The sequence below is a fragment of the Lysinibacillus sp. DFXJR4 genome, from assembly GCF_057196045.1.
This window is the reverse complement of the sequence record NZ_JBXUNW010000025.1, coordinates 1-26,621: the sequence shown is the minus strand read 5'-3', so window position 1 is coordinate 26,621 and position 26,621 is coordinate 1. Positions and strand designations below refer to the sequence as shown.

At 35.1% G+C, this 26,621-nt stretch carries 28 protein-coding genes and 2 pseudogenes; 15 read left to right on the top strand and 15 right to left on the bottom strand.

Translation table 11 applies throughout. The features are described from left to right. Positions 1-22: 22 nt before the first annotated feature. On the bottom strand, positions 23-1,000 hold the full coding sequence (locus tag AC2CGN_RS24365) for a bile acid:sodium symporter family protein (RefSeq protein ID WP_484516751.1): 978 nt from the start codon (positions 998-1,000) through the stop codon (positions 23-25). Between the two features lie 141 nt (positions 1,001-1,141). Between AC2CGN_RS24365 and AC2CGN_RS24360 the strand changes: the two genes are divergently transcribed. Further along, a complete protein-coding gene (locus AC2CGN_RS24360) occupies positions 1,142-2,167 on the top strand; it encodes an S-layer homology domain-containing protein (protein WP_484516749.1) in 1,026 nt (341 codons plus the stop codon). 55 nt (positions 2,168-2,222) lie between these two features. On the opposite strand, the gene AC2CGN_RS24355 is transcribed toward AC2CGN_RS24360, so the two are convergent. Next, positions 2,223-3,107: a LysR family transcriptional regulator gene (locus AC2CGN_RS24355; RefSeq protein ID WP_484516747.1), complete on the bottom strand. Its 885-nt coding sequence runs from the start codon at positions 3,105-3,107 to the stop codon at positions 2,223-2,225. Positions 3,108-3,221: 114 nt separating this feature from the next. Here AC2CGN_RS24355 and AC2CGN_RS24350 point away from each other — a divergent pair, with 114 nt between their 5' ends. After that, positions 3,222-3,773, top strand: coding sequence for a flavodoxin family protein (locus AC2CGN_RS24350; RefSeq protein WP_484516745.1), 552 nt, complete (start codon positions 3,222-3,224; stop codon positions 3,771-3,773). A gap of 77 nt (positions 3,774-3,850) precedes the next feature. On the opposite strand, the gene AC2CGN_RS24345 is transcribed toward AC2CGN_RS24350, so the two are convergent. After that, on the bottom strand, positions 3,851-5,179 hold the full coding sequence (locus tag AC2CGN_RS24345) for an alpha/beta hydrolase family protein (protein ID WP_484516743.1): 1,329 nt from the start codon (positions 5,177-5,179) through the stop codon (positions 3,851-3,853). Positions 5,180-5,540: 361 nt separating this feature from the next. After that, on the bottom strand, positions 5,541-5,966 hold the full coding sequence (locus AC2CGN_RS24340) for a pyridoxamine 5'-phosphate oxidase family protein (RefSeq protein ID WP_283868362.1): 426 nt from the start codon (positions 5,964-5,966) through the stop codon (positions 5,541-5,543). A 165-nt stretch (positions 5,967-6,131) separates the two neighbouring features. Between AC2CGN_RS24340 and AC2CGN_RS24335 the strand changes: the two genes are divergently transcribed. From AC2CGN_RS24335 to AC2CGN_RS24325, 3 genes are all read left to right on the top strand, one after another. Next, a complete protein-coding gene (locus tag AC2CGN_RS24335; protein ID WP_283868363.1) occupies positions 6,132-6,758 on the top strand; it encodes a YczE/YyaS/YitT family protein in 627 nt (208 codons plus the stop codon). Between the two features lie 144 nt (positions 6,759-6,902). Continuing rightward, a complete protein-coding gene (locus tag AC2CGN_RS24330) occupies positions 6,903-7,190 on the top strand; it encodes a PadR family transcriptional regulator (protein ID WP_054771827.1) in 288 nt (95 codons plus the stop codon). Continuing rightward, entirely contained in the window at positions 7,177-7,785 is a 609-nt protein-coding gene (locus tag AC2CGN_RS24325; protein ID WP_484516740.1) for a DUF2812 domain-containing protein, read from the top strand. The genes AC2CGN_RS24330 and AC2CGN_RS24325 overlap by 14 nt, the downstream gene beginning before the upstream one ends. A 46-nt stretch (positions 7,786-7,831) precedes the next feature. On the opposite strand, the gene AC2CGN_RS24320 is transcribed toward AC2CGN_RS24325, so the two are convergent. The 5 genes from AC2CGN_RS24320 to AC2CGN_RS24300 form a co-directional block, all read right to left on the bottom strand. After that, entirely contained in the window at positions 7,832-8,467 is a 636-nt protein-coding gene (locus AC2CGN_RS24320; protein WP_286923814.1) for a 50S ribosomal protein L25/general stress protein Ctc, read from the bottom strand. Positions 8,468-8,640: 173 nt separating this feature from the next. Then, positions 8,641-9,555, bottom strand: a complete 915-nt coding sequence (locus AC2CGN_RS24315; protein ID WP_429987521.1) for an S-layer homology domain-containing protein — start codon at positions 9,553-9,555, stop codon at positions 8,641-8,643. A gap of 162 nt (positions 9,556-9,717) precedes the next feature. Then, entirely contained in the window at positions 9,718-10,422 is a 705-nt protein-coding gene (locus tag AC2CGN_RS24310) for a YjjG family noncanonical pyrimidine nucleotidase (RefSeq protein WP_484516737.1), read from the bottom strand. Positions 10,423-10,561: 139 nt separating this feature from the next. Next, complete coding sequence (locus tag AC2CGN_RS24305) at positions 10,562-10,819, bottom strand: hypothetical protein (RefSeq protein WP_429987522.1); 258 nt, start codon at positions 10,817-10,819, stop codon at positions 10,562-10,564. A 273-nt stretch (positions 10,820-11,092) separates the two neighbouring features. Beyond that, positions 11,093-11,506, bottom strand: a complete 414-nt coding sequence (locus AC2CGN_RS24300) for a hypothetical protein (protein WP_484516735.1) — start codon at positions 11,504-11,506, stop codon at positions 11,093-11,095. A gap of 114 nt (positions 11,507-11,620) precedes the next feature. Between AC2CGN_RS24300 and AC2CGN_RS24295 the strand changes: the two genes are divergently transcribed. The 5 genes and pseudogenes from AC2CGN_RS24295 to tnpC all read left to right on the top strand — a co-directional run bounded on the left by AC2CGN_RS24295 (position 11,621) and on the right by tnpC (position 15,187). Then, on the top strand, positions 11,621-12,133 hold the full coding sequence (locus AC2CGN_RS24295) for a zinc metalloprotease (RefSeq protein ID WP_429987525.1): 513 nt from the start codon (positions 11,621-11,623) through the stop codon (positions 12,131-12,133). A gap of 14 nt (positions 12,134-12,147) precedes the next feature. After that, positions 12,148-12,771 carry a hypothetical protein gene (locus AC2CGN_RS24290; RefSeq protein WP_429987526.1) on the top strand — a complete coding sequence of 208 codons (624 nt, stop codon included), beginning with the start codon at positions 12,148-12,150 and terminating at the stop codon, positions 12,769-12,771. 232 nt (positions 12,772-13,003) lie between these two features. Further along, positions 13,004-13,198, top strand: a complete 195-nt coding sequence (locus tag AC2CGN_RS24285) for a hypothetical protein (RefSeq protein ID WP_429986016.1) — start codon at positions 13,004-13,006, stop codon at positions 13,196-13,198. Beyond that, positions 13,195-13,548, top strand: a complete 354-nt coding sequence (tnpB, locus tag AC2CGN_RS24280; protein ID WP_313373316.1) for an IS66 family insertion sequence element accessory protein TnpB — start codon at positions 13,195-13,197, stop codon at positions 13,546-13,548. Before AC2CGN_RS24285 ends, tnpB begins: the two co-directional genes overlap by 4 nt. A 50-nt stretch (positions 13,549-13,598) precedes the next feature. Then, positions 13,599-15,187: pseudogene (gene tnpC, locus AC2CGN_RS24275) on the top strand (IS66 family transposase). A 568-nt stretch (positions 15,188-15,755) separates the two neighbouring features. Here the strand turns inward: tnpC and yfkAB (AC2CGN_RS24270) are convergent. From yfkAB (AC2CGN_RS24270) to AC2CGN_RS24260, 3 genes are all read right to left on the bottom strand, one after another. After that, on the bottom strand, positions 15,756-16,859 hold the full coding sequence (gene yfkAB / locus AC2CGN_RS24270) for a radical SAM/CxCxxxxC motif protein YfkAB (RefSeq protein WP_484516733.1): 1,104 nt from the start codon (positions 16,857-16,859) through the stop codon (positions 15,756-15,758). Between the two features lie 63 nt (positions 16,860-16,922). Then, complete coding sequence (locus AC2CGN_RS24265) at positions 16,923-17,126, bottom strand: hypothetical protein (protein ID WP_484516731.1); 204 nt, start codon at positions 17,124-17,126, stop codon at positions 16,923-16,925. Positions 17,127-17,168: 42 nt separating this feature from the next. Next, positions 17,169-17,621 (bottom strand): hypothetical protein, encoded by a 453-nt coding sequence (locus AC2CGN_RS24260; protein ID WP_484516729.1) that lies wholly within the window; start codon positions 17,619-17,621, stop codon positions 17,169-17,171. A 40-nt stretch (positions 17,622-17,661) separates the two neighbouring features. On the opposite strand from AC2CGN_RS24260, the pseudogene yfkAB (AC2CGN_RS24255) reads away from it, so the two are divergent. After that, positions 17,662-18,517, top strand: a pseudogene (yfkAB, locus tag AC2CGN_RS24255) (radical SAM/CxCxxxxC motif protein YfkAB); the annotation flags it as partial. A gap of 48 nt (positions 18,518-18,565) precedes the next feature. Here yfkAB (AC2CGN_RS24255) and AC2CGN_RS24250 read toward each other — a convergent pair. Both AC2CGN_RS24250 and AC2CGN_RS24245 read right to left on the bottom strand, forming a co-directional pair. Further along, on the bottom strand, positions 18,566-19,558 hold the full coding sequence (locus AC2CGN_RS24250; protein WP_484516727.1) for an LLM class flavin-dependent oxidoreductase: 993 nt from the start codon (positions 19,556-19,558) through the stop codon (positions 18,566-18,568). 74 nt (positions 19,559-19,632) lie between these two features. After that, positions 19,633-20,013 carry a hypothetical protein gene (locus AC2CGN_RS24245; RefSeq protein WP_484516725.1) on the bottom strand — a complete coding sequence of 127 codons (381 nt, stop codon included), beginning with the start codon at positions 20,011-20,013 and terminating at the stop codon, positions 19,633-19,635. Positions 20,014-20,518: 505 nt separating this feature from the next. Between AC2CGN_RS24245 and sigV the strand changes: the two genes are divergently transcribed. From sigV to AC2CGN_RS24225, 4 genes are all read left to right on the top strand, one after another. After that, positions 20,519-21,037 carry an RNA polymerase sigma factor SigV gene (gene sigV, locus AC2CGN_RS24240; protein WP_283868371.1) on the top strand — a complete coding sequence of 173 codons (519 nt, stop codon included), beginning with the start codon at positions 20,519-20,521 and terminating at the stop codon, positions 21,035-21,037. Further along, complete coding sequence (gene rsiV, locus AC2CGN_RS24235) at positions 21,030-21,917, top strand: anti-sigma-V factor RsiV (protein ID WP_484516723.1); 888 nt, start codon at positions 21,030-21,032, stop codon at positions 21,915-21,917. The genes sigV and rsiV overlap by 8 nt, the downstream gene beginning before the upstream one ends. Positions 21,918-22,087: 170 nt before the next feature. After that, positions 22,088-23,212: an endospore germination permease gene (locus AC2CGN_RS24230; protein WP_484516721.1), complete on the top strand. Its 1,125-nt coding sequence runs from the start codon at positions 22,088-22,090 to the stop codon at positions 23,210-23,212. Then, on the top strand, positions 23,212-24,690 hold the full coding sequence (locus AC2CGN_RS24225; RefSeq protein WP_484516719.1) for a spore germination protein: 1,479 nt from the start codon (positions 23,212-23,214) through the stop codon (positions 24,688-24,690). The genes AC2CGN_RS24230 and AC2CGN_RS24225 overlap by 1 nt, the downstream gene beginning before the upstream one ends. Before the next feature lie 152 nt (positions 24,691-24,842). Here AC2CGN_RS24225 and AC2CGN_RS24220 read toward each other — a convergent pair whose 3' ends face one another. Next, on the bottom strand, positions 24,843-26,306 hold the full coding sequence (locus AC2CGN_RS24220) for an IS1182 family transposase (RefSeq protein WP_484516717.1): 1,464 nt from the start codon (positions 26,304-26,306) through the stop codon (positions 24,843-24,845). Between the last annotated feature and the right edge of the window lie 315 nt (positions 26,307-26,621).

Genomic DNA, 26,621 nt, shown 5'->3' with positions numbered 1-26,621 from the left:
TAAGCGTCAGCATTCATATTCGCTACCCTTCTTGGGATAGCAAATGTTTTTTGTTTGTTCCCCCGTATTTTAATTGATATCTTTCCATGACACGACTAAAGAATGATGCTAACACTTGTTGGAAGAGCATTCCAAATACAACGGGCATAACCGTTTTAGCTGGAAAATAGGTGGTAGCAATCACAACCCCAACAGCAATATTGCGCATCCCACCTGTGAAAACAAACATCGTGATTATCCTACTATCTTTCCAAAGATAATGTCCCAGCACTAAACATAGAACATATCCCGAAACTGCTAGTAAAAAGACGACCAAAATGATACTGAAAAGCGCCCAACTAATTGTTTTCATATAAGGTGCAATCACACTACTATTAATCATAACAATGCTAAATAAGCACAGTTTCGAAAAAGGGGCTAATTTTTTCCCTAGTGTCATAGCAATTTTCCCTTTCGTAAACTCATTACACACAACACCAGCAAGGGATGGTACAACAATCATCCAAAGTAAATCTAACATCAATCCAGCAGTATCTATTTCAATTGATTGCCCCACAACAATATGTAATAATGCAGGAATGACGATAGGTGATAGAACTGTATCGATTAAAATAATAGCAAGACATAACGCAAGATGCCCTCTACACATGCTCACCCAAATAAAGCTTGTAACCCCTGTTGGAATGGCAACCGCTAAGACAAAGCCAATTGTTAGGAAATGCTCATGAAAGATGATTGTGGATACAATGTAAGCCCAAATTGGCATAAGTATGTGTAGAAAGGCAATGGCTATAAAAATGACTGTTGGATACTTTTTTAAGCTTTTCATCCCTTCTATATTCATACTTAAGCTACCCACAAATGTCATAAAGGCAAATATCCATGGCACTAAAAATAACAGCTGGTGCCCAATATTTTCAAATAGCACGCCTATGATTAAGCTAAGTGGCGTTAAAATAGGCATCCATTTTTGTAGGTATTGATTGAATCGATGTAGCATTTAAAAGCTCCTCCTCTCATACTGTAATCCCTTGTCTTACTACCTCTTTCAACTTTGAAATTAAGACTAGAAAAATTTGCAGTTTTTATCCATTTCCTGCAAACTATTAGTATATCTAGCTAGAAGGGATGAAAAAGACTAATGAAAAAATTAGTGTATACCTTACTATTTTCACTTCTTGTTATTGCAAGTGGGGACAAGGTACAGGCTGCAGGCTTTAAAGATGTGCCTGAGGATCATGAAGCGTATGAAGCTATTTTGTGGGCTGAGGAATACGATATTGTAAATGGCTATTCAGATGGTACTTTTAAGCCAAATGAAATGATTACTGAGCAACAATTCGCCAAATTATTGTCTAATTTTTATGAACTGGAAACACCCTATGATGAATTAAAAAAACAAACCCCTGCTGCCAACTGGTCAGATGAATATTACAACCGTCTGGCAAGCTATGGCGTGCCATTAAACGGCTATTTAGATAATAATATTCGGGCGGCTTCAATCAAGCGTGGCGTGGTTGCTCAAGCGATTACACATTTGGCTAAAGGCAAAAGCGGATTAGATCAATCCATCCAGTTTTTACTTGATTATTACATTTCTATTGGTCAAAATCCACAGTATGAAAATCGTAATTTACAAAAGTTTTTCGGTGTAACAAATAAATTGACACGTGCTCAAGTCGTGATCATACTTCATCGAATGGATGAAAGAAATTTTTATGAAATTTCTCAGGATGCACAAGCTATTTTTGAAAATACTAGTAATGCTTCGTTAAATGTACGTGCTAAAAACGCTCAAAATCAGCTTGATCCAACAATGCGGCTTACAACACCTACGAAAAGTGCCTGGGAAGGTACCTATTTCTATAGCTATAAATGGGGAAAAGGTTCGACTGATTTTAACCGCCGTGAAGCCATTATTTCCAATGCAACAAGCAACAGCTTTAATATTTTCATCACTGCGAATGATGGAACTGCTGCCGGAAGTGTCGATGGAACCGCGACAATTACTACAAGTAATAAAGCAGTAATGAACAAATCATCTGCTGGCAATCGCTGTGTTATCGAATTTGAGAGACTTACTAACGCCTTAAAAATAACCGAAGTGGATTGTCGGGCAGCACATGATGAAGACACTAATTTTTCTGGAACTTTAAAAAAGCAGTAACAATAAAAGCAACATTTTCGATCAAGGTGCCTATTTCATACAGGCACCTTTGCTTTTACAATGTTTGATACCAGTTCCTTGCAATCTCTATGAAATCACTAAGGTACGGCTGAATATGCTTATCTTTATGCCAAGCAATATCCGTGTAAATGGGCTTTATATTGAACGAAGATTGTAATTCGATTAACTGTCCATCCTCTAGTTCTTTCTCCACTACCATTTTGGGTAAAAATGTAATACCTAATCCTGCCATCACACATTGTTTAATAGCTTCAATACTTGCAAATTCAATCATTTGTAATGGCAGCAACCCCTCTTGCTGTAGCTGTGCTTCTAATTGATTGCGATAAGAGCACCCATTTTCAGTTAGAAGCATTGTCTCTGCTGATAATTGTTGCGCTGATAGTGTATGGCTTTTTATGCTAGTTGGTGCACTTACAAAAATTATTTGTTCCTGGATAAGTCGCTCACGATACAACATAGGTGTTTCCTTATAAGCATCAGAAATAAAGGCTACATCGAGATTTCCAGACTGTAATAGATCTTTGGCAACTTCAGTTGTATGGACCGGCTTAAAAATGATTTTTACTTGTGGATACGCTTTCTGATATTGCTGCAAAATACTTGGTAGACGGTAAACACACTGACTTTCCTGTGCGCCAATTTTTAACACCACTTGTGCTTGTTCATTGGATACTGCCTTTTTCATTTCGCTATTTAACTCCAGCATTTTTTGGGCATACTGTTGTAATCGCTCTCCCTCATCCGTAAGAGTGACACGCTTGCCAAGCCTCTCAAAAAGAATTACTCCGAGCTCCTCTTCAAGTGATTTAATTTGTGCTGTAATACTTGACTGAGCATAATCAAGTAACTGTGCTGTCTGTGTAAAGCTCAATGTTTCTGCAGCCTTTAAAAACGTTTGTAGCTGTTTTAAATCCATTACAAACACCCCCTAAATCGTTTTTTTCGATATATTTTATCGAAACATTCAGCTTTATCGATAATTAAATTAAGTTTACACTAGTTATAACCTGAAAGATAGAGGAGGATTTTTATGAACATTACTGCTTTTATCGGGAGCTCCAGAATCGCTAGTAATAGTGAACAGCTAGCTGATTATGTATTAGCAGATATTCCACATCAAAAAATAGATTTAAAAAATATAACGATTAAGCCTATTCACGATTTACGTCATGACGACAACGGCTTTCAGTTTGTAGATGATGACTATGATCAAATTATTCAAGCATTTCTTACTAGTGATATTGTTATTTTCGCAACACCCATTTATTGGTACAGCATGTCAGGCATCATGAAAAATATGATAGATCGCTTAAGCCATGCCATTCGTGATGAACGTTTCCCACAGCTCAAGGAAAAGCTTCAGACGACAGAGGCAATCGTCCTTGCCGTTGGTGGCGATGCTCCCAATATTAAGGGGCTTCCGATGATTCAGCAATTCCATTTTATTTTCGATTTCCTAAGAATGCCTTTTTCTTCCTATATTATTGGAAATGGCAATAAGCCTGGAGAAATCGCAAACGATTCACAGGCTTTAGCCCAAGCAAAAATATTGAATCAGAAGTTAAAAAATCGTGTTTTATAATTTAACAACGACCCAAAAGCAACTAGCTTTTGGGTCGTTTTTTTATATCTAATGAAATAATTTAGTCCCATGTTCTATCAATGATGTTTCATATTAGTGTTAAAATAATAAAACTTATCTTCTTTTTCCTCTTTCATTAGTAATGGATCAGGAGCTTTATCTTTCACATAGTGATCAAAGAAAGCCAAAATATACCCATTCATTACTTGATGAAATTGATTAACGTCAATATTCCATGACAACAATGGAGAGAGATAAGGGAAATCCGTAAAGGTATAATGATCTCCTGCTATAAAAGTAAGCATAAAAGTATCTCCCTTTATTCCCTCTTTATAGTGAAAATCTGCAAGATCCGTGATTTTATCATGGTACTTTTGAAATTCCTCCGGGGTGATATTCGTGTATTGAATTTCTTCGTCTGATAAGTAAAGATAATCTTCATTTAAAATAAACATAAATGGTTGTTCAAATCCTGAGCTAGCCACTGGTTCATGCAATGGTCCATCTATGTTGATTCCTGCCGAAATCCTGCTATCATCCAACAATGCTTGGGCAGCTGTTGAACCTCCATACGAATGACCAAATATTCCAATTTTGTCCATATCTATCTTTCCAGTAAACAAGCTTTGAGGATCATTACCATTTAACATTGTTAATTGATTGAGCACATAGCTCATATCTTTTGATCTCGTTTTTACATCTTTCTCATCTTCAATATTATATGAATAAGAATATGCGTCTGCTTGATTCATAACTTCCTGTCCATCTGGGAATTTTGTATAGGCTGCATCATTCGTATGGTCAACGCTGACAACAATATAGCCATGACTTGCCAATTCCTCCATTTGAGAAATACTTTGCATTCTAGTACTACCAAATCCGTGAGAAAATAATAGAACGGGATATTTATCTTCTTTATTGGATATCGCTATATCTTTTATACTATTAGTTTGACCGTATTTTAAATACTCAAATAGATAGCGCGGCACTGAAAAAATAAATTCCAGCGTGCCTGACCATTCTTCGTAAGGAAAGGATTCATATTGAATATCCTTTGAATTATTTTCCAATTCAGCTGGATACCATATTTGTATCATTAATTCCCGAGCTTTTTGTTTCGAGTCATGTCTGGAGTCATCTATTAAATGCCTTGAATTCATACCAACTTCAAAAGGACCTGTAGGCTTTGGAAGTTGAAATACAGGCATGATAGTGATTAAACCAATGCTACTGAACATATAAATAAGAATAAAAAATATGTATAAAAGCTTTTTGACCTTCCGTTTATTATTCACGCTTACAAGTGTAACTTTTTCTTCGTAAAATGGCTTTATGGTGAAAGCAGTTAAAAGAATAAATAATATATAGGTTAATCCCATTTGCCATCTGTAACCTTCAAACCCCAAATGAACAACCAAAAAAATTAGTGTGATAACATTAATTATCCTTTTTATTTTTGCATCGAATCTAAATAAAAAAGAAAAAAGCCAAAAAATATGAACTACAATTAAAACCCCTTCAAACAACCTCAATATTCTCAACTCCTATTCCCTTTTAGTTAAGTTAACTATACTTAACTGTTTTTTGCAAGTGTCTTTATGTAAAACTTTAAGGAATAGATAATTATTTCTTTTTGGATGTTATATATGTATATTTCCTTTTCCACTAATATCTTGATTTTCGTTCATTCAACGGTTGAATTCATAAATTTTATTGCTTTTTTGATTTAAGGAAATGCTTGGCTTTTAGGCACATAAAAACGACCAATTATTCATGGTCGTTTGTAAATTCTAGCTCTTTTGGAGGCTGCCCTTTTTTATTCATTAAGCGCATGCGAATAGGTTCGATTTTAAGTGTTACCATTTCGTCTTGATTGCCAACAAAAATACTTGTAAAAAATTCTGCTATTTTATTTTTAATGCCTTCCTCGTGTACTTCTGTGAGTTTACCCTCTATTTCAACATACGTATCACCAAAGCCTCCGTTTTCGTAGCCATATAATATATGGGTATATGGATTTTTGCGAAGCTCTTCCATTTTCTCAGAATGTTTATTTGTCACCGTATATAACACAAAATCTTCATGTTGAAACGTCATATAGCGCGAGTAGGGTTTACCATTTTCCACCGTTGCCATTGTTCCTATTTTTTCACGATTCAAAACTTCTAAAATTTCTTCACGTACAGAAGTCATTTCATCCCATCCTTTCATCTACTTCATCTATTTTGCCCTCTCACGATAAAGATAAACCGTTTTTTTTTGAAAAATGTGAAATGACTATCTTCGGACATATTGAAAATCCATTGCTATAATAATTTGATAGACAATAGGAAATTCCGGATGAATGAGGGTTAAAAAATGAAACAAGCTTTTTTTATGCGCTGTTTGTTTTTCATAACAGGCATTATTGTGCTTTCTTTTGGTATTACACTAACTATTAAAGGTCAACTCTTTGGTGTTGGCTCTTGGGATGTATTACACATCGGCTTAACAAAATCAATTGGGTTATCGATTGGCACTTGGTCCATCTTATTAGGACTTGCAATCTTAGCCTTTGATATGGCTATTACGAAAAAATTCCCATTACCAGGAACCTTTATCGATATGTTTTTAGCAGGCATTTTTATCGATATTTTTAACTACTGGCTGCCTGACATCGATGGTTTTTGGATGCAGCTCATTTCCTACCTAACAGGACTAGTCTTATTGGGCTGGGGCTGCGGTATGTATATGGTAGCAAATTTAGGCATTGGTCCTCGGGATACGCTTATGTTACTTATGGTTCATAAACTAGGCTGGAGTGTCACACGCTCCCGAACAACTATGGAAGTAACGGTTGCAGTGATTGGCTTTTTACTAGGTGGTCCCATTGGTATTGGTACTCTACTGATGGCTTTTGGACTCGGACCAATCGTACAATTTGCTTTAACCTTTAATGAAAAATTATTTATGAGATGGACAGGCGTGAAAAGCGCCGTAGTATAAGCTTCAAGACAATGCCAAAAAGTGCATTGTCTTTTTTATTCAGTTGCAATATACAGTTCAACTATATATAATCAAACTATATAGTTGGACTGTATAAGAGGTGAACTTGTGAAAAAACATAAATTACTACCTTTATCTGAAACCATGCATTACATTCTACTCGCCTTACGTGAACCATTACATGGCTATGCAATGATGCAAAAAATCGAGGAAATGAGCGCTGGGAGTGTAAGAATTGCTGCTGGCACTATGTATGGTGCAATTGAAAATCTATTGAAATATCATTGGATTTCACCTGTTGAGACACAGGACACAAGACGTAAGGTTTACCAAACAACGGCTGAGGGGCTAAAAATATTAGCAGCCGAGCAACAAAGATTGCAGCGAATTTTATCTTTATATGAGGGGACTGATGGAAATGAAAAAGTTTAAAATCTTTTTTGATATCGATAAGGAAGAGCAATGGTTAAATGATATGCTGTCCAAAGGATGGGTTTGTACAAAAATAAATTCTACTGGTTTTTATACATTTAAAAATACGACTGATCTTGAGCAGGTTATCCGTATTGATTGTCAGCAAGATCTTCGGAAAGAAGACCGAACAAACTATAAACAGTTATATGAGGATTTTGGATGGCAAGCATTAAAAGAAAAATCATATGATGGTACTTTTTATTGGTTAAAAAGAAAAGATGGTAATGATCAATTATTTTCTGATAATGATTCCCAAATCGCAAAATATAAACGATTAATGAAGCATTCCAACAATTGGGCGATACTCACTTTTATATGGTTTATGATTTTTTATAACAATGGCAACTTTTCTAAGTTTCTCCATATAAAAGATGCTTATTTTACGCCAGGTTTATGGGATAAAGAAGGTTTTGCTTTCCTTTTTGCTTTTTTATTTGAAACACCCTTTGCCCTTATGCGTTTTATCCCTCCATGGCTATTTTTAGTAGCCTTTGCTATGTACCTAGTCATGTATTTCCGTTATCGTAAATCTATACAGCAGTTTATTCAATAAACAGCAAGGAGCCACTTACCGTATGTAAGATGGCTCCTCTTTTGCGCTATTCTCTTGGTTCAGCAGTATTTTGTCCTGTCGCTTCTATCACTTCAGGTGTATCATCCACTGTATCATCTTCTTGTTCATTTTCAGCAGCAGGCGGTGTGATTGTCACTAATGTATAATCATCCTCCTGTAAGATATCAAAAGAAAACTGCTGACGGATATCTCCAACATAGAGAGAAGTCCCAATCGCTAAATTAGTGACATCTACCTCTATCGATTCAGGAATTTCTGTTGGCTTCACCTTTATACGTACCTCACGATTAGGCTGTAAAAGAAATCCTCCATCAGCAACTCCTGCGGCATGTCCAACCACTGTCACTGGAATATCTACCTCAAGCTCCTCAGACATATTGATGGATTTAAAATCCACATGTTTTACATTGCCTTTAAGCGCACAGCGTTGCACTTCCGTTAATACCGCATTAATCTGCCTGCCATCCATATCTAAATGAAAGACACTTTTATTTCCGAACGTAGCTAGTATTTTGGCAAATGCTCTAGCATCCACAGTGATGGTTGTTGGCTCCATTTGATAGCCATAGACTACACCCGGAATAGCACCGTTCTGTCTAAGCTGCGTTAATGATGAGCGACTTCCTTTTTCACGTTTATTTGCTGTTAAAACCGTAGTCATCGTCAATTTCCCCTTTCATGGAAACTAGTCTCATAAAAGGTTTGCCTGTTGTTATGTTTTTTATACCAATATACATCTACATTCAGTCCCATTATCAAACTTCGAGGCGAAACAACTAAGTCTAACTAATTAAAAAGTCGAGAGACATCATGTCCTCGACTTACTGTTCATTATTACAACCTTCCAGCAGCTTCTAATGATACTGCTAGCATTTTAGCAAACTCACCTCGTGAAATCATCTGATTTGGTAATAAATTCATATTGTCATTTAAAGCTCCGATTGCATATAAGGTTTGCGTATGGTGCAAAGCTTCCTCCTGTAGATTGAAGCTATCTTGATAAGGTAAAGACACAAATTTTTCTTGAACAAAATCTACCGCATCCAAAGTTCGGCCAAGCATTAATATTGCCTGTTGTCGTGTAATTTTCCCATTAGGATCAAATAAATTCTGAGATTTTCCTTTGATAATTCCTAAAGAATGTAATGCTCCAACATAGCCCCCATACCAGGATTTCTTGGCATTAATATCTTTAAATTGGGTTGCTTGAACTGGCTGAAAACTGAATGCACGAGCTAGTAATGCACTAAATTGTGCACGCGTTAAAGAATCATTAACGCCAAAATAATCTGCTGTTCTACCTTGGACAATACCCCGTTCTGCTAATGTCGAAATATACGAACTATACACCGAATTATCTGTATCTCGAAAGTAAATTGGCTGTGGATTTACAAATTTTAATTCCGCACTATTATGAATTGTGGCAATTACCCGATCTCCTAAGTCTCGATAAGCAACAGGCTCCATTACCCCTTTTTTAGCCACCTGTTTTAAAATTCCATCCTTTCCATTCTTGAAAATTTCAATTTCTAGGGGCTGGCGGTTATTGACGATAGTGGCTTTAATACTAAACGTATCGCCCTTTTCAGAGGCATTAATTTTGGCACCATAGGCAGAGTAAACGATCATATTGGATGTTTTCATATGTACATAATCCGTGGGCTCTTGATAGGCATGTGCTTGCAAAGGAGTTACCAATGAAATACTAAGTATTCCTACTAGTACTCCCGTTCTAATTTTTCCTTTCATATTGCTTCTCCTTTCCTTTCATCTAAAACTATCATACTGGAATCCACTTTGTAAAAATATAGTATTTTTAGCACATACTCCATCAGATCTCTAGTCCTAGATATTTTCCAATCAAAAACTACACTTCAATTTGCAAATGGGTGAAGTGTAGTGAGCATATATCTATAAAAGTGTTATTTTGTTATCTAATAGAACATGTAGCTCGTGTAGCTTTTTTATTTCATACTGCGGTTGAATTGTACTTGTATTGTCAATATGACGTATATTAAACCAGCATGTATCAATGCCTGCTTGTAATCCGCCTTTAATATCAGATGTTAATGAATCACCAATGATTAATGTTTTACTCTTTTGTAATCCATCAATGCGTTCAAAAACGTAGTCAAAAAAGGCTGGCATAGGTTTCTGAAAGCCAGTTTGCTCTGAAATAAAGATACCTTTAAAAAATTGAGCAAGTTGTGCATCCTGTAATCGTTTATTTTGAGTGTCTGTTTTACCATTAGAAACAACATATAAATCATAATGATTAGCTAGCTGCTCAATGACTTCATAGGCACCATCAACATAATGATGTGCCTCCTTCAAATATTTTTGAAAGATTGCTTCAAAATAGCTTCCATCAACATCATAGCCGAATTCCTTTAATGCAATGGAAAATCGCGTATTGTGGAGTGTATCTTTAGCCACCTCACCGCGTTCAAAAGCACGCCACATAGATTCATTTATTTCTTTATACCGTGCAACCAATGTTGGAGTTGCTGCGATATTTTCCTGCTTAAATAGATGATCAAGTGCTGCATTTTCAGCAATATCAAAATCTAATAAGGTGTCATCTACATCAAACAATAAAGTTTCATACTTTGTCATGTTACATCCTACTTTCTTTGGTGCTATGTTACCATTTCGCTCTTTCTATCATAACGTTTTTCTAAAAAAATAACAGCAAAATCGTTTTTCTTTATCCAACATTTGGTTTAAAGAACAAAATCATTCACTAAGTGAAGGCTTAACAGTTTTCATTTAACTTCATTGATCCGCAAACATTGTCTTCAATTTTGCAAAAGAAAATTGTGTCAAGTTTCCCTTCATACTTTTCTTGAGTTGAAATAATAGCAGGTATTAACTCTCGTTTACTCTTGCTATTAAAAGATGGGATATCTAAAATATGCACTATCTTCTTCAAAAGAGATAAAGAAAATCCTTTTATAATTGATTCAGGGAACATTATTTCAAGTTTCTCTTTTCTGTCTTGCTGCACTTTCATGAAAGGGTGGAACATAATTCATATCGCCCTTCTATCAGTTATTTAGTAAGAACATTATACCATTGACAACTCTTAACATTACACCAAGTGTTCAAGTTTTATAAAAGGGAAATTTTATTGAATTAAAAAAGAGAGTCGGTTAAGAATCTCTCAATAGTTGTGAATATTTAGTTTTAAAAAAATCAGTATTCTTTTCTTCAAGCATTTCTTTATTATAACTCTTAATTAAAAATGTGCTGGTTTTTCTATCTATGAAGCTAGTTGAGTTGTCATTCAATTTGTAGTATTTTCCTTTAAGTTATTCATTTGCAGTATATCAAGTAATTCTTTTGATTCTTCTTTTGATAATTTAGTATATTTCACATCATTTTCTACCAGAATTATTTGTTCATTTGAATCTAAATAGATTAAATAATAAGAAGACTTCAACTCCTTATCAGGATCTATAAAATCAAAAGACATTCTATACTTTAATAGTCCAAATGATTCTTCGCTTTTTTCTTCCCATTTAACTTTATTAAGGATTTTATTTATTATTGAAATTTGATCTTTATCTAGAATTTCTAAACTTTCTTTAAAATTTCCATTTTCATCAGCTATCTCTAAAATAATTTTCTTTGCGTTATTAGAACATCCAGCACATAAAAAAATCAATGCAAATGAAATAATAATTATTTTTTTTAACACATAAATACCACCCTTCTATTGTATTTCTTATTAAATTTTAACACTATTGACTTTTATTCTCAATTAATATTAATATGGTATTGATGTAATATTATGTTAATAGGAGATGATTATATGAAGAGGAAGATTTCGTTTTTAGTTTTAAGCTTAGGAATCCTTTTTTGTTTTCAAGTACCTGAAGGACAAGCTTATGAATTAAATAGCAAAAAATTCAGTAATCCGAAAGATGCATTTTACTGGATAGACCCTACTTTTGACAGTTACAAATTAGGTGGTGAAGTTAAAAGTGGAATTCTAGCATGGAATGCGCTCCCTCAAATCAACTTTACGAAAAAAGTACCTACAGCATCTGGTGTAGAAGCAAGTATCGAATACTTAGATAAATACAATGGAAATACTTATGGTCAAAGTTTTGGTAGTGGGAGAATTACTATTTATAAAAAATGGCGCGTAGAGTTAGATTCAACTCAAAGAATTGAAACCATAGTTCATGAAGTTGGTCATGAGGCAGGATTAGGTCATACACAAGAAGAGAATAATGAAATAGCAGTTATGAGAAAATTAGGTTTTAATAACAAAGCTTATCCTTTAAAAGATGACAAAGCTGGAATCGCAAAAAAATATTGAAAGGAAGGTTAATAATGAAGAAAAATTTTTTCGTATTTAGTGCCGGATTAATAGTTTTATTTAGTGGTAGTCTTCTTATTTCAGAAGGATTTTCTAAAGAAGATACTAATGAAAGTAAAACTATTTCAGAAAATTCTACATCAAAACCTAAACGAATTGATGGTGAAGCTAAAACAGATGGCTTCAATGATTTAAGTGAATTAGTAGAGAAATCACCTATTATTGTTAAAGGAATCAAACAAGAAGATGTGCGAACAGAGGTATTTAAATCTAAAATAGACGAAGCAGTAATTGGTGGATATACAGTTGCAGATTTTAAAATTAATGAAGTTGTAAAAAATGCAACTACCAATGCTAAAATTAATCTAGAGCAAACTATTCCTATTGCAGAATTAAATTTTGAATCAGAAGGTACTATTTACAGCGTTAATGGTTATGAAAAAATGAATAAAGGAGATGAGTATTTACTGTTTCTAACAGATGAGCAAGACGAAGTATTTGCTACAAGTGGTGTTACAGTTGGTAAAGTACCATTGGACTCTGATCAATTAGAGATTTATGAAGCAAACCTAGATGATTCAGAACTGAAACATATTGAAAATATTTTTAATGAAGCTAGAACAGAATATAATAAATAAATTAATATGTTAAATCTTCAATTCATTTAGATAGAGAAAAAGTGTATTATGAAAAAAGTTTTGTAAAAGACGCCTTTTCTCTATTTTTTTAGTGGTTATTTAATTTTGTATTTTAAAGCTCATTAACTTCAAAATTAAATCCTTTAAATGTAAGCCCGTATTCAAATAACGCATATAAAAAACTAGGCACCTCCGGTACGATAGACGTATCAATTAAAGGGGGTGCTTCTTTATGTCAACTACTAAACTAACAATCGTCCCTGTGACACTGGATCCCATCACGGACAAGTATTCTTTTATCAATTCAACGCAAGTTTCCTCTGAACCAAGTTGTATCATTAAAACAATTGGCATTGAAATCTCCTTCTTCAATGACGTAGATGAGCGCATCATTCAAATGATCATGAAGGAGCTGAATAAACAATGAAGCATGATTTTACGAGTGTGCAAAACATCTATATTATTTGTGGCAAGACGGATATGCGAAAAGGCATTGATGGTCTCGCTACACTTATTCAGGATTCTTTTGAACTAAACCCCTATAGCGATTCCATTTTCTTATTTTCTGGAACGAGCAAGGATCGCTATAAATGTTTGTACTTCGATGGTGATGGCTTTGCCATACTCTATAAACGGCTAGAAAATGGGAAACTGCAATGGCCAAAAGATGAAAAGGAAGTGCGTAACCTTTCTCAACAGGAGCTTCGTTGGCTCTTAGAAGGATTATCACTTCAGCAGCCAAAGGCAATTTCGAAATCGGCAACAGGTGTCTTTTAAATCTATTCACCTAAGTGGTATAATCATCCATAACTTATACTGAATGAAATGTGGTGAATGATTTGGAAAACTCTTCGACAACAGAAAAAGTAATCCAATTACTTGAAGAACAATTAGCATACATGAAAAACAAAATGAAGAGCTTTCAATAAAGTTAGATCGTTCGTTGTCCCAAAACAAGGCATTAGCTGAACAAATTCGCCAATTAACAAAAGCTTTATACGGCTCTAAATCCGAAAAATCCAAGTATCAAGCACCGGATGGACAAGGCTCTTTATTCGAAGACGACCCGTCTTTTAGCGAACCTGAGCACACAGAAGAACAAAGCACGTCAACTGTTACGTATACAGTTGTTCGTAAATTACATAAGAAAAAACGAAATGATTCGTTTCGTGATGGAATGGAAATAGAAGAAATTCATCATCATCCTGAAAACACACAATGCGACTGTTGCCTTGGTCAAATGACCGAAGCCGGTACAACGATTGCGCGTGAAGAAGCAAAATTCATTCCGGCAAAAATGATGCGCATCCAGCATATTGAACATGCCTACGAGTGCAAGCACTGTAAAATGGATGCCACACAAAAAGCACAAATGAAACGTGGGAAAGCTCCACAAGCTGCCATTCAGCGAAGCATTGCAGGACCTACCGTTCTAGCAAAACTTATCTATGATAAGTTCATCCAGTACTTACCTCTTTATCGTCAGGTAAAGGAGTGGGAACGTTATGGCCTGCTTACGAATGATAAGAACCTATCAAACTGGGTTATTCGTGCTGCAGAAGATTGGCTTTTACCGATTTATGAACAGATGAAGCAGATGTTAACGATGAAATCAGTACTGCATGTGGACGAAACGTATGCGCAAATTATCAATCGGTCAGACGGAAAATCAGGACAATCGAATGCCTACAATTGGGTGTTCCGAAGCGTGCCAAGCCAAGGACCGATCATCGTTCTTTTTCAAAGTGCATTATCGAGAAGTCGTTCTGTACTAGCAAAATTTACAGAAGGCTTTAAAGGAACCGTGATTTGTGATGGGTATTCGGCATACGGTAATCTACCTGATGTCACGTTCGCAAACTGTTGGGCGCACGTGCGACGTTATTGGCTGAAAGCTGATAGCAAAAATGGGCAAATTGGCGTGGATTACTGTGATCAACTGTATCACCTAGAACGTCAATTTAAGCATCTTTCACCAGGTAAACGCCGAAAATCACGGCAAAAATATTCAAAGCCGATTGTAGAGAAATTCTTAAAATGGGTGGATGAATCGCCTTTCTTCGGAAAAAACGCCTTAGCTAGAGCTGCCGAATACACATTAAATCGTATACATGGATTAAAAGCTTTTCTGTTCGATGGCCGAATTGAGATGGATAATAATACAGCTGAAAATGCGATTCGCCCAAATGTGATTGGTCGCAAGAACTGGCTTTTTTCTGTGAGTGAAGCTGGTGCTAAAGCAAATGCCATCTGTTTGAGTTTAGCAGAAACAGCCAAAACAAACGGCATTGATTTTTATCAGTACCTAGTGAAGCTATTAACGGATCTACCAAATTTACCGATTCAACAACAGCCAGAGATTTTACAAGATTACATGCCTTGGTCGAAAAATATCCAAGCCACATGTTCAAAATAGCCAGCTATCTGAAAAAGACTCAGATAGCTGGCCATTCATCGTGCGTACCAGAAGGTGCGCTTATTTTTGTATTTCGGGCTTACCTTTAAATGAAATGATTCTTAATGATCCAGTGCTAGTTTTCTCAAGATATTGTACTTTACAGAACAGTCTTGACTCTAACCAATTACGTCTCGTTCCACTTTAGTTACTACCTGTTTGGCAATTTCTCTAAACTTCTTTTTCATCTAGTTTGAAACCATATTCTACACTTGCAACAGGTCTATAAAGTTGATGAACTTCACCTTTACGACATCTTGACGAATATGTAAAATTCAAGAAGGCTAACATTTGCCATTGTTCTTGTTCCTCTAATGTTAGTAAGAAGATGTTGGAAGCTAAAGTGGTTGGGTATTGTTCAATTATAGGCAGTAAATCTTAAAAATAATTCAATATATAGTTATAATTACATATGTTAGTCCTGTAAAGTAATCGCATTTTAGTCATATACATGTCATAAAACATCATATTAGTGCAAATTCAATCCCTATCCAATTATTATTATGGATAGGGATTTTACTTTTGTGATTTATTTAACAGAACCACTTTCGAAAACTTTATCTTGGTAATACATATTTTTAACAATGATATTAGAACCTAAACATTTAACAGCAGGACAGTGACAGTTAATGCTGTTTGAAATGTTAGTATTTAACCATTTGTCATAGATATTAATTAATGATTCTTCTTTGATATTACCTAATGCTGCACCATCGTCAGTGAAATCCGATACCGAAATATCACCTGTAAAAATGTTTAAGTTCATTCTAGAACGTCCATCTACATCATTTCTAACTGTAGTATTTGGTATGTTATTAATTCTTTGCAGTAAATCTAAATCACGTTTGTCTGTACTACAAGCATAGAACGGTAATGTACCGAATAGTATCCAAATATCTTCATTTCTGAAGTCAAGTATCTTATTGACTGTATCTCTATATTCATCTAATCCTATAGTTTCTAAGTTTTCAGCGTAATCACTAGAATACATAGGGTGAATTTCGTGCCTTTTACATAACATTTCATTTGCTACTTCATTATGAATCTTCTCAAGGTAGGGAACAGTATTACGGTTCAACATCGTTTCAGCAGATACAAACATTCCCCTTTTAGCTAGCTCTCTAGCATTATCTAAAATATTTCTGTATAGTTCTGCTCTTTTTTGAACAGGAGGTTTTCTTTCCATCATTGCAAATCCTGTTTCAACGAATTCTTCTTCGTTGCACCAATTATGAGAGATATGCATTACATCTAGATATGGAGCAACCATTTCATAATGATCCATAGGTAATGTTAAATTTGAATTAATTTGAGTTTTAATGTTTCTGCTTTTAGCATACTTAAGAAGTGGTAATAAATTATCCCTAATTCCCTTCTTAGTCAGTAATGGCTCCCCACCAGTAAAACTCATTGTACGCAAAGTTTCAACTTCATCTAATTGTCTTAGAATATCATCAATTGGAAGTGAACTAGCTTCTTTAGTTGTTAATGCATAACCGACTGCACAATGAGCGCAACGCATATTACATAGTGTTGTTGTAGTAAATTCAATATTGGATAGCGTTAGTTTTCCATATTTTTCAATGTCATGGTAGCTTTCCCATGTGTCATATGGTTTAAATATAGTATTCATGTATAAAAAATCTCCTTTTCTGCTATACAATTTTCGCATAGTTTACAGAGATAATAAAGTACTTTAATCTTTATATTTAACTGTTATAGAGCCATCAGTTTCCAAATAAACATGATGAATATATTTGGAATCACTTGTTTTATTTACAACATCAACACCAATTTCATCTTTTATATGGTTCAGTACTTTATTTTGCGCTATCGACTTCATTTTTCCATTACAATTACCACTTTCAATATCATGGATTCTATAACAATTCCTAACCATTTCAGATAATCCTCTAACAGACATGTATTCTCCACAACCACGTCAAATAATTTTATCTTTAAGAAATGCTTTACTTCTCATTTTATCTTGCTTTCTTCTTTGATGGTGTTCTGTTCTATTTTCTCTTCTAAAATACAAATAATGAGATAATGAATCTTCTTCTAAATTAAATGAATGCTTTTCAGCAAGATACTCAAGAAAGTCATTTAAATTTAATGCATCTAAAATTTTTATTATGAACGGTGCAGTCAATTCATCGTTTAATAATCTCGTTATGGAAGAGTATGGTATCTTGTAACTATTCATTACATAATTCATATACATATTGTTAGATAATTTTTCTTTCTTTTTTACAGGAGTATCTTCATGAATTAAAAGTAATTTATTCTTAGGGTGTAAAAATTTATCGTAACACTCTAGAAAATCATAGAACTTTTCTGTAATTAATTCTTCTATAAGAATTAATTCACTGTGGTAGTCGAATTTAACTGACATATTGTTTACGTTATATTCTTTTATGTTCTATATAAACATCGGAGAGCCAATGAAGAGTAAAAAATCCGTGCAAAAGTACTCCCTATTAAACGCACATGCACGTGAAGTACGTACACAAATCAACTCCAACTTAACAATGGAGCCAGAACGTTATTTGTTCATTGCACCGTATTTAGACCTGTTGCACATTTCACACAACTGGGGCACAGTCAACGAATTCGTCGAAATGGGCTTTGCAATAATGGAGCGTAAACCGACATATGAGCAACGTGCAGCTCTTTTCCAACGTATGATTGATAACTCTCGTATGTTAGCTGAGCATGGTGTCATGGTATCGGCAGAAACGATGCTTAACAAAAACATTGCTTTACTTAGAACACATCCATAATCAAGTTGTAAAGATATGAAGTGTTCCCGCGTCGAAAATACATCCAATGACCCATCTGATTTTGCCAGCGCCCTCACCTCTTTATCACTAAAGGAAACTCGTGATGCAATTCATCATCTGCTGGATGTTCGAGATGAAAACACATGGATGCTCTTTGGTACCCTACCTTTTTATCCATGCAGTATGAATGAAGAAGATCAACTGCTTTTAAAACGACTAAGAGCAGCAAAAAATGTAACGATGCGTAAATGATCCCGATGGTCGCTCTCGCTTAAATATTAATATTTTCACAGGTGATGTTATTGTCACAGACTTTGGCGATACACCAGCACTTGGCAATATTGTGAATGATGAACTACCAGCTATTTTTGAAAAATGGATGGCCACAGATTTAGCAAAATCTCTTAACTGTCATTGTCCTGCAGTAAAATGCTTAGGACCAAATGTGCTTGTTAAAAATATGTATTATAAAGAAACAGAGTTTGTTAGTGGCTCAGCTAAAATATAAAAAAATGTCCAATGCAGAAATCAACATCATGCATCGGACATTTTGTTTCTATAATAACTCTTTTGCAAGTAGCTTATAACAATTCATGCGGCTTTCTTGTGCATATTGATTGCAGTTCAGCATAATTTCGTCAAAGCCATAATGCTCTTGCTCTGCTACTAAAAAGTCAGCGATATCCTTGGGCGTTCCTACAAGATTAGCTTTGCGATTATTCGCTATTGACATTTGATCCATTTCTGTCAGCGGGAAATCCTTCGCCTCCTCAGGTGACATACCTTGGATAATTTGCCCTTTCATCAAGTGCAACCGAGTAATATCTATAGGCTTAGCCAAATATTCTGCTTCCTCTAAGGTATCTGCAACAGTTGCAGCATAGGTAACGATAATTTGAGGTTTTTCCATGTAATAAGAAGGAGCAAAGTAAGCTCTATAAGAATCGAAAATATCCTTGGACATATTGCCTGTAAAAAATTGAGCATAGGAATAGCCCACACCAAGCTGTCCTGCCTGCATAGCACTTTGTCCGCTAGAGCCAAGCAACCATGCCTCAGGTAACTGAATATCGACGGGTGCTGCTATGACCTGATCATAAACATACTCTCCCGTTTTTTCGTTATTCATCAATTTTAATATAATTTCAAGCTTGTCATATTGCTCCGTGAAACGCTGTCTTCGCCCTTCTGCTAGTGCATAAATAGCGGCATGATCGCCACCAGGGGCTCTGCCAACGCCAAAGTCAATACGATTCGGCGCCAAGCCGCTTAATGTTTTAAAGACCTCTGCTAGCTTATAGGGTGAATAGTGCATCATCATTACTCCACCTGTACCAATACGAAGCCGTTTCGTTTTCGCTGCTAAAAAAGCGGCTGTCACTTCTGGAGCAGAGCTTGCTAACGAGTTACTATTATGGTGTTCTGCCAGCCACATACGATGATAGCCGAGCGACTCACCTAAAAGTGCCAATTGTTCTGTACGTTGAAATGCCTCCTCAGCCGTGTGACCTTTAGGGATAGGCATTTGATCTAAAATACTTAACTTCATTGAAAACATCCTCTCTCTGTAGGTTCCCCCTTTCTACTGTAATATAGGACGTACTTTTTATAAAATAAAAAAGCTTATTGATAAGCAAGCTGCTTCATCTGCCAAGTCTTATAAACCATGCCAATCAAGTTGTTTTTTTGCTCAACACTTAACACTGCATCATTAAACTTCATCGCATGAGCAGAAAACGCCATGTTTTGTTCATCTACAACAAATTGTAAGATGGCATGTCCTTTTTTCCCTTGAAACGTAATATCACCTGATAATTCGACAACATGCTCCCCCGTTTTCGCTTTATAATATCGCCAATATGGTTCAAAAAACGCATAATTAAAAGCATTGCGAACCGTGACATCTGAGAAATTGGACAAATAGCCTTCTTTTACTACTTCAATATATTCATTGTCTGTTATATCCTTTTTGGCATTAAAAACATATCCCACCAATACTCCCATAAACACTACACAAATAAACACTCTGAGATGATTTGTTAAACTCAAATGTCATCACGTCCCCTTTACGTAAAAAACATTATTATCTACATAATACACGAAAACAGATACTTAAAATAGAATATTTTTGCTTTTTGTAGAAATGCAATAGATACATAATGCTAACATACTACACTATCAAGCTGACTGATAGTTACTGGCAACTCTCATTTCGTTATGATAAATCATGAATGATAGGTAATTATGCTAGGCAAGAGTGTGCCCTCCTTATGTTTATATACGTTGGATAACTAAATTATGACTATGCTATCCTCTTTACGTAATCGCTTATTTTATGGTAACTATTAGATTGATTGAAGACTACCTTATGAAGTATGTAGCTACGATGAAATGATAAAACTTATCTTATATGAAGGTAAGTTTTATCATTTCATCAACTTTTTTTGTTTCCCCATACGTCTAGTAGTTGTATACAATTTGAAAATGTTAAAAAGGAGCTTCTTTGGACATGAAAACAAGAAATGCATTTCAACATGAAGAGGTGTTTGTCCAATTCATTCGTGAACAAAAAGAGCGGTTTTATTTGCTCGCGTATAGCTATACAAAAAATGAACAGGACGCACTAGATGTCGTACAGGACAGTATTCAAAAAGCCATGCTTTCGCTCCACCGACTCGAAAATGTCGAGTATATGAAAAGCTGGTTTTATAAAATTGTCGTACGGACAGCCATAGATTTTTTACGTAAGCATAAACGCTTACAAGTGACAGATGATGATACATTGCAATATTTAACACCGGCTCAGGAGGACGTCTATGAAAATGTGGACTTAGAGCATGCATTAGACGAGTTACCTCAAATGTATCGTGAAGTTGTCATTTTACACTATTTTGAAGATTTAAAGCTCGCTGATGTTGCCACTATCCTTAACATAAAGCTGAGTACAGCCAAATCGCGTCTTTATAAGGCGCTAAAACTTCTGAAAATACAATTGCAAGATGTGAAGGGAGAAACAGCACATGGATGAAAAATTAAAAGAACTAGAAAAGCAATATAATAAAGTACCCATTCCAAAGGAGCTTGATTTTGTAGTTGAACATGCACTGCAACAAGGGAAAAAGAAGAGAAAAAAACGAGCACCGCAATGGTTACTTGGTTCAGCAGCGGCCGCTATGCTTTTTACTGCAGGTTTAAATGTCAGTCCTGCAATGGCACGTACACTTTCTGAAATCCCTGTAGTTGGCAGTGTCGTGAAGGTTTTAACATGGACGGAATATGAAGTAGCTGAGGACACTTACGATGCAAACATTAAGGTGCCTTCTATTGAAAACCTTGAAAATCAAAAGCTTGCTAATACTTTAAATGAAAAATACCGTGCAGAGGGAAAAGCCCTCTATGATAACTTCATCGCCGAGGTCGGAGATTTAAAGGCAAATGGAGGTGGTCATTTAGGAGTAGATAGCGGCTATGACATTAAAACTGACAATGACCAAATCTTATCAATTGGACGTTATATCGTAAATACAGTTGGATCGTCTTCTACAGTTATGCACTATGATACGATTGATAAAGAAAATGAAATTTTAATTACACTTCCAATGCTCTTTAAAGACGATAGTTATATTAAAACTATAAGTGAAAACATTATTGAGCAGATGCGTAAACAAGCTGCTTCTGACTCAGATAAAGTGTTCTGGGTAAAAGGAGGAGGCATTCCTGACAAGGAGCTTTTTGAAGAATTTAAAACAATTAATGGCGAACAACAATTCTATATTTCAGATAAAGGGAAGCTTGTCATTTCCTTCGATAAATATGAAGTTGCTCCTGGTTATATGGGTGTTGTTGAATTCGAAATCCCAACAGATGTGTTAAAGAATGATCTTGTAAGTATGCAATATATTCACTAAACATAAAAAGTTCAAGATGCGAGGAAATTGATGTATATACGTCAGTTCCTCGCATTTTCTATGGCTTGAATCATTTAATACTCTCCTTTTGAGTTAATGTCAACATACTTATAAACCGCTCACTTTTTGTCAAAACTGAATGGTATCAATTAACGATAGAGGGTTTTCATATGAAGAATGTAGGATCAATTAGTATTTTACATGTTATTTTCTTATCCATGACTGTTATTGGCTTAAAAAACCATGTGACGATTATTCCACCGCTGCTTGACGTTGCAAAAAGAGATGGGTGGGCATCTGTGTTAATAGCCGCGGTCATTATAATCTTCTGGTTACTTTTGTTAGTTTATATTCAATCAAAGTCAAAACAAGAACCTATAAGAGATTGGTTAGATGGAACTATTGGAAAAACAGCCTCAACAATTGTTATTTATTGTATCGCTATATTTTTGATTATTTTAGCAGCTTTTACGATGGTTGAAACGCTACAATGGGTGAACACTACGTTTTTACCACAAACACCAGTTATCATTTTGCTATTTATTTATACAATTCTTTGTATTTTACTTGTCACAACTAGTCTACAGACGATCGTTATCTTAAATGTTTTTGTATTGTTTGGAGTAGTAGTTTTTGGATTCTTTGTAGCATTTACAAATATTCAGGTGAAGGAATATCATTTATTACTTCCCCTTTTTGAGCATGGTTTTTCACCTGTTCTAAAGGGAGCAATCTATCCTACATCAGGATTCATTGAGCTATTGATGTTGTTATTTCTTCAGCATCAGTATAAAGACCGTATCCGCTGGTATCATTTTGGCATCATGCTTTTCATTTTAATGGGGCTTACTTTAGGACCTCTTATTGGTGCAATTACAGAATTCGGCCCAGTGGAAGCGGCTAAACAAAGGTACCCTGCCTATGAGGAATGGGGATTAGTTTCCATCGGTCGCTATATAGAGCATTTAGACTTTTTCTCAATTTATCAATGGCTTACTGGAACATTTATAAGAGTCAGCTTTATGTTATATATAGTGGCTGATTTATTAAAAATGACTAGTAAGCCAAAGCAAATTTGGAAAATGCTCGCTCCACCATTTTTCTTTATTTGTTTACCATTAATTATTTTGAATGAAAACATATTTTTAAAGGTGAAAGGGAACTATATATTAACAACTACTGTTATTTTCTTTTTTGCAATCTCTGTTTTTCTCGTCCTAGTAGCATTCTTTTCAGATAAATCCGCAAAAAAGGGGAAATCCGATAAACAAGAAATGGAAAGTGGTGAATCATAATGCCTCAGCCGGAGATGGCTATAGACCTGAGCACCTTAAAAAAATTATTTCAAAAATCTGCAGATATTCAATTTCAGGAATATACATTTAATCAACACAAAGTACATTTCGTTACCTGTGATTCAATGATCGACCAGCAGTTACTCAATGAAGTCATTATAAAGCGCGTTCGATATCTCTTTGATCATTTAACAGATGCTCCGCTGGAAGAAAATATTGAAAAGGAACTCCATATCCCTTCACTGCAAAAGGTTAAGGACAAAGAAGAGGCTATTACATTTGTCTATACGGGGTCTCTTCTGCTTTATTTTGAGGAAGAGGAATTGTTATATGCGAGTAATATTGCAAAAAAGCCTAATCGAAATCCTGAAGAAACGAGAATGGAGGTTCTTGTAAAGGGACCTCGTGATAATTTCATTGAAGATATACGTGTCAACATAGCACTTTTGCGAAAACGATTACCGACTAATTCTTTTTGTGTCGAAAAAGTAGAGTTAGGTAAACGATCAAAAACAACCGTGGCCATTCTTTATTTTGATGATATTGTCGATATGGATATTTTACACGGCATTAAAAAGCAATTGGCATCTGTTGATACAGATATAGTGTTCAGTGGGGATTTATTAATGGAACGTATTAATAAAAACTCTAAGCTTTTCCCAAAATTTGATTATACAGGACGTCCTGATTATGCCATTCAAGCTTTAATCAGGGGGCGTTTTCTTATATTCGTTGATGGTGTAGCATATGCTGTTATCACACCTGTAAATTTATTTCTATTGTTAAAATCAGCTGAGGATAATGAATACCCTATTATCTTTAGTTCTGTTGAACGTTTATTAAGGATATCCGGTATTTTAATTGGCTTATTGTTGCCAGCATTTTGGTTAGCCTTGACAACCTACCATCAAAATCAGCTACCATTGCAGCTTTTAGCAACAGTTGTCCAAGCGAAAACAGGGCTACCGCTCCCCTCTTCACTTGAAATGCTACTTATGCTACTCATGTTCGAATTATTCCGTGAAGCTGGTTTACGGCTCCCCTCTGTTATTGGAGGAACGATAAGTGTTGTAGGTGGATTAATTATTGGGGATGCAGCCATCCGTGCTGGTGTAACAAGTCCAGAAATGATTGTGATCATTGCCATCTCTACAATTGCTTCATTTACATTAGTGAACCAATCCCTAGTCACAACAATCAGCTTATTACGTGTCATTTTTATTCTTGCTAGTGGATTTTTGGGTTTATTTGGATTTTTTATCTCTCTATACTTGACACTTTTGTACTTATGTAACATTCGAATTTATGGTTATTCTTACATGAATCTTGCCACAGATTTAAATTGGTCTACCATTAAAAAATCCATCTTCCGACTTTCACCAAAAGGCTATACAGAACGTAATAAAGCATTGGCTCCACAAGATTACACACGAACTTCTTCGAATAAGCAAAAGAAAACAAAGGAAAGCTCCCAATAGTCTTGGCATTTTTATTGCTTCATAATAAATCTCCCCCTTTAAGATGAGGGCACTGAAAAACATACAGTTTTTTTATTGTGGAAAGAGTTTAACTTTAAAAAAGACAACTTCTTGTTTCATTTCGAACAAGAAGTTGTCTTTTTTATTCTCCATTAACTATTTTTTTCTTTTAAAAGTGTAATGATTCGTTTCAAATTTACAGCGAAGATGGCGGTTGCACCTTGTATTTCCATACCAAATAAACCCGAAGCTATTGCCGTGTCATACCCATGTCTATTTTTTAATTCACTATTTTTCGCCTCTATTTTATAGCGAGTACGTGCGAGCTCCTTAAACTCTTCACTGTTTTGGAATGCTTCTTGTTCCTTATGCTCAGTAGATTTGATTGAAACTGAATATGTTTTACTTTTTGCCCCTTCTTTATAACAACCTTCGCGGAAAGCACATATTTTACATTTTTCGATGTCAAAATAATACGTATGTTTTTGATTTTGTCCTTGATTTTTCTTTCCTGTCCGTGCTTTGCGAATCGCCATGTGACCAGCTTTACACACATACATACCAGCATCTTTATTAAATTCAAATTCATCTTCTTTTGTTCGTCCACCTTGCGTGATTTGTGGATTTAGTTTAGATATAAGTTGGAATTCTTCTTTTTTTGCATACTGGATATTGTCTTTTTCAGAATAGGCTGTATCACCAATGACTGTATCAATGGTCATACCTGTTTCTTTACTTTTTTCAACTAATTCTTGAAGGTATTTTCCATCACTCTTCTCCCCAGTAGTTACTATCGCAGCTGTTATTATTCGCTCATCACTCATTGCAATATGTGTTTTAAAACCAAAGAAAGAAGAATCCGCTGATTTATGTCCAATACGTGCATCTGGATCTGTCGAATAACTTAACTTCTCCTCATAATCTTGTACCACTTCTTTTAGGACATTTAGTTTTTCTTTTACAGCTGGAATCATCTCAATTTGAGGTTGAGATTCAACTACCTCGATGACTTGACGACAGTAATCCACTTCATCATTTATTTCGTTAGAATTTGTCTTTGGTGGGAAATTCTCTTTCATCGATTCATCGATTTGATAAACAGCTTTTCTTACATTTTTTGATTTCTCTTGTAAAAATTCTATAGGTGATTTTTGATTATACCGTGCTTTTGTATGGGTGGCGTCCACGATTATTGTTTTATTTTTAATGACTTCTTTCTCTATTGCAATCTCTACAGTTTTGCCAATGAGCATATCTAATAAGCTCATATCTTGGAGACGGAGCTTACGGAATTTCGTTAGTGAACTTGGATTAATGACAGAGTCTTCTGGTGCCATATCTAAAAAATACTTAAACGAAATATCATATTTAGAACGTTCTACCACATCTACATCGGATAAATCGAATATTGATTTTAATAGTAAATATTTAAACATGCGAATGGGAGGTACCGCATTACGACCATTATCAAGACAATATTTGTTTTTCAGTTCGTCCAAAATAAAAGAGAAATCAACAAGTTCATTTATTTGCCGAAGCATATTATCCTTCGGTACAACAATGTCATATATGGCCATAAACGGACTAAGATTAAGAGATTCTTGGTTTGAAATCATCGGGATATCACCTACATACTTACTTTTAATATCATTATTATAAAGTAAAAAGGCAGTTGAAAGTTCGATATAATCGAACTTTCAACTACCTAATTTAAATAATGGACTTTTTCAGTGCCCTCCTTTAAGATAAGGGGAGATTTATTTATCTATGGGATTTCTACATATTGTTGTATAGATTCACCTTGACCTTTGCGAAACTGAATATGGTGTAGCTTAGCAAATAGACCATTTTGCTCAACTAGCTCATCATAAGTGCCATCCTCTTCGATGCCATTTGGTGTAACGACAAGCACACGATCAGCATTGCGAATA

Coding starts and splice junctions, on each gene's coding strand:
- AC2CGN_RS24315 (WP_429987521.1), bottom strand. CDS start 9,555: ATGAAAGGAAAAATTAGAACGGGAGTACTAGTAGGAATACTTAGTATT.
- AC2CGN_RS24360 (WP_484516749.1), top strand. CDS start 1,142: ATGAAAAAATTAGTGTATACCTTACTATTTTCACTTCTTGTTATTGCA.
- AC2CGN_RS24265 (WP_484516731.1), bottom strand. CDS start 17,126: ATGGTTAGGAATTGTTATAGAATCCATGATATTGAAAGTGGTAATTGT.
- AC2CGN_RS24245 (WP_484516725.1), bottom strand. CDS start 20,013: ATGGGAGTATTGGTGGGATATGTTTTTAATGCCAAAAAGGATATAACA.
- AC2CGN_RS24295 (WP_429987525.1), top strand. CDS start 11,621: ATGAAGAGGAAGATTTCGTTTTTAGTTTTAAGCTTAGGAATCCTTTTT.
- AC2CGN_RS24340 (WP_283868362.1), bottom strand. CDS start 5,966: ATGACTTCTGTACGTGAAGAAATTTTAGAAGTTTTGAATCGTGAAAAA.
- AC2CGN_RS24290 (WP_429987526.1), top strand. CDS start 12,148: ATGAAGAAAAATTTTTTCGTATTTAGTGCCGGATTAATAGTTTTATTT.
- AC2CGN_RS24335 (WP_283868363.1), top strand. CDS start 6,132: ATGAAACAAGCTTTTTTTATGCGCTGTTTGTTTTTCATAACAGGCATT.
- AC2CGN_RS24260 (WP_484516729.1), bottom strand. CDS start 17,621: ATGTCAGTTAAATTCGACTACCACAGTGAATTAATTCTTATAGAAGAA.
- AC2CGN_RS24355 (WP_484516747.1), bottom strand. CDS start 3,107: ATGGATTTAAAACAGCTACAAACGTTTTTAAAGGCTGCAGAAACATTG.
- AC2CGN_RS24320 (WP_286923814.1), bottom strand. CDS start 8,467: ATGACTACGGTTTTAACAGCAAATAAACGTGAAAAAGGAAGTCGCTCA.
- AC2CGN_RS24250 (WP_484516727.1), bottom strand. CDS start 19,558: ATGAAGTTAAGTATTTTAGATCAAATGCCTATCCCTAAAGGTCACACG.
- AC2CGN_RS24230 (WP_484516721.1), top strand. CDS start 22,088: ATGAAGAATGTAGGATCAATTAGTATTTTACATGTTATTTTCTTATCC.
- AC2CGN_RS24350 (WP_484516745.1), top strand. CDS start 3,222: ATGAACATTACTGCTTTTATCGGGAGCTCCAGAATCGCTAGTAATAGT.
- AC2CGN_RS24325 (WP_484516740.1), top strand. CDS start 7,177: ATGAAAAAGTTTAAAATCTTTTTTGATATCGATAAGGAAGAGCAATGG.
- AC2CGN_RS24225 (WP_484516719.1), top strand. CDS start 23,212: ATGCCTCAGCCGGAGATGGCTATAGACCTGAGCACCTTAAAAAAATTA.
- AC2CGN_RS24285 (WP_429986016.1), top strand. CDS start 13,004: ATGTCAACTACTAAACTAACAATCGTCCCTGTGACACTGGATCCCATC.
- AC2CGN_RS24365 (WP_484516751.1), bottom strand. CDS start 1,000: ATGCTACATCGATTCAATCAATACCTACAAAAATGGATGCCTATTTTA.
- tnpB (WP_313373316.1), top strand. CDS start 13,195: ATGAAGCATGATTTTACGAGTGTGCAAAACATCTATATTATTTGTGGC.
- AC2CGN_RS24330 (WP_054771827.1), top strand. CDS start 6,903: ATGCATTACATTCTACTCGCCTTACGTGAACCATTACATGGCTATGCA.
- AC2CGN_RS24310 (WP_484516737.1), bottom strand. CDS start 10,422: ATGACAAAGTATGAAACTTTATTGTTTGATGTAGATGACACCTTATTA.
- AC2CGN_RS24305 (WP_429987522.1), bottom strand. CDS start 10,819: ATGAAAGTGCAGCAAGACAGAAAAGAGAAACTTGAAATAATGTTCCCT.
- yfkAB (WP_484516733.1), bottom strand. CDS start 16,859: ATGAATACTATATTTAAACCATATGACACATGGGAAAGCTACCATGAC.
- sigV (WP_283868371.1), top strand. CDS start 20,519: ATGAAAACAAGAAATGCATTTCAACATGAAGAGGTGTTTGTCCAATTC.
- AC2CGN_RS24220 (WP_484516717.1), bottom strand. CDS start 26,306: ATGATTTCAAACCAAGAATCTCTTAATCTTAGTCCGTTTATGGCCATA.
- rsiV (WP_484516723.1), top strand. CDS start 21,030: ATGGATGAAAAATTAAAAGAACTAGAAAAGCAATATAATAAAGTACCC.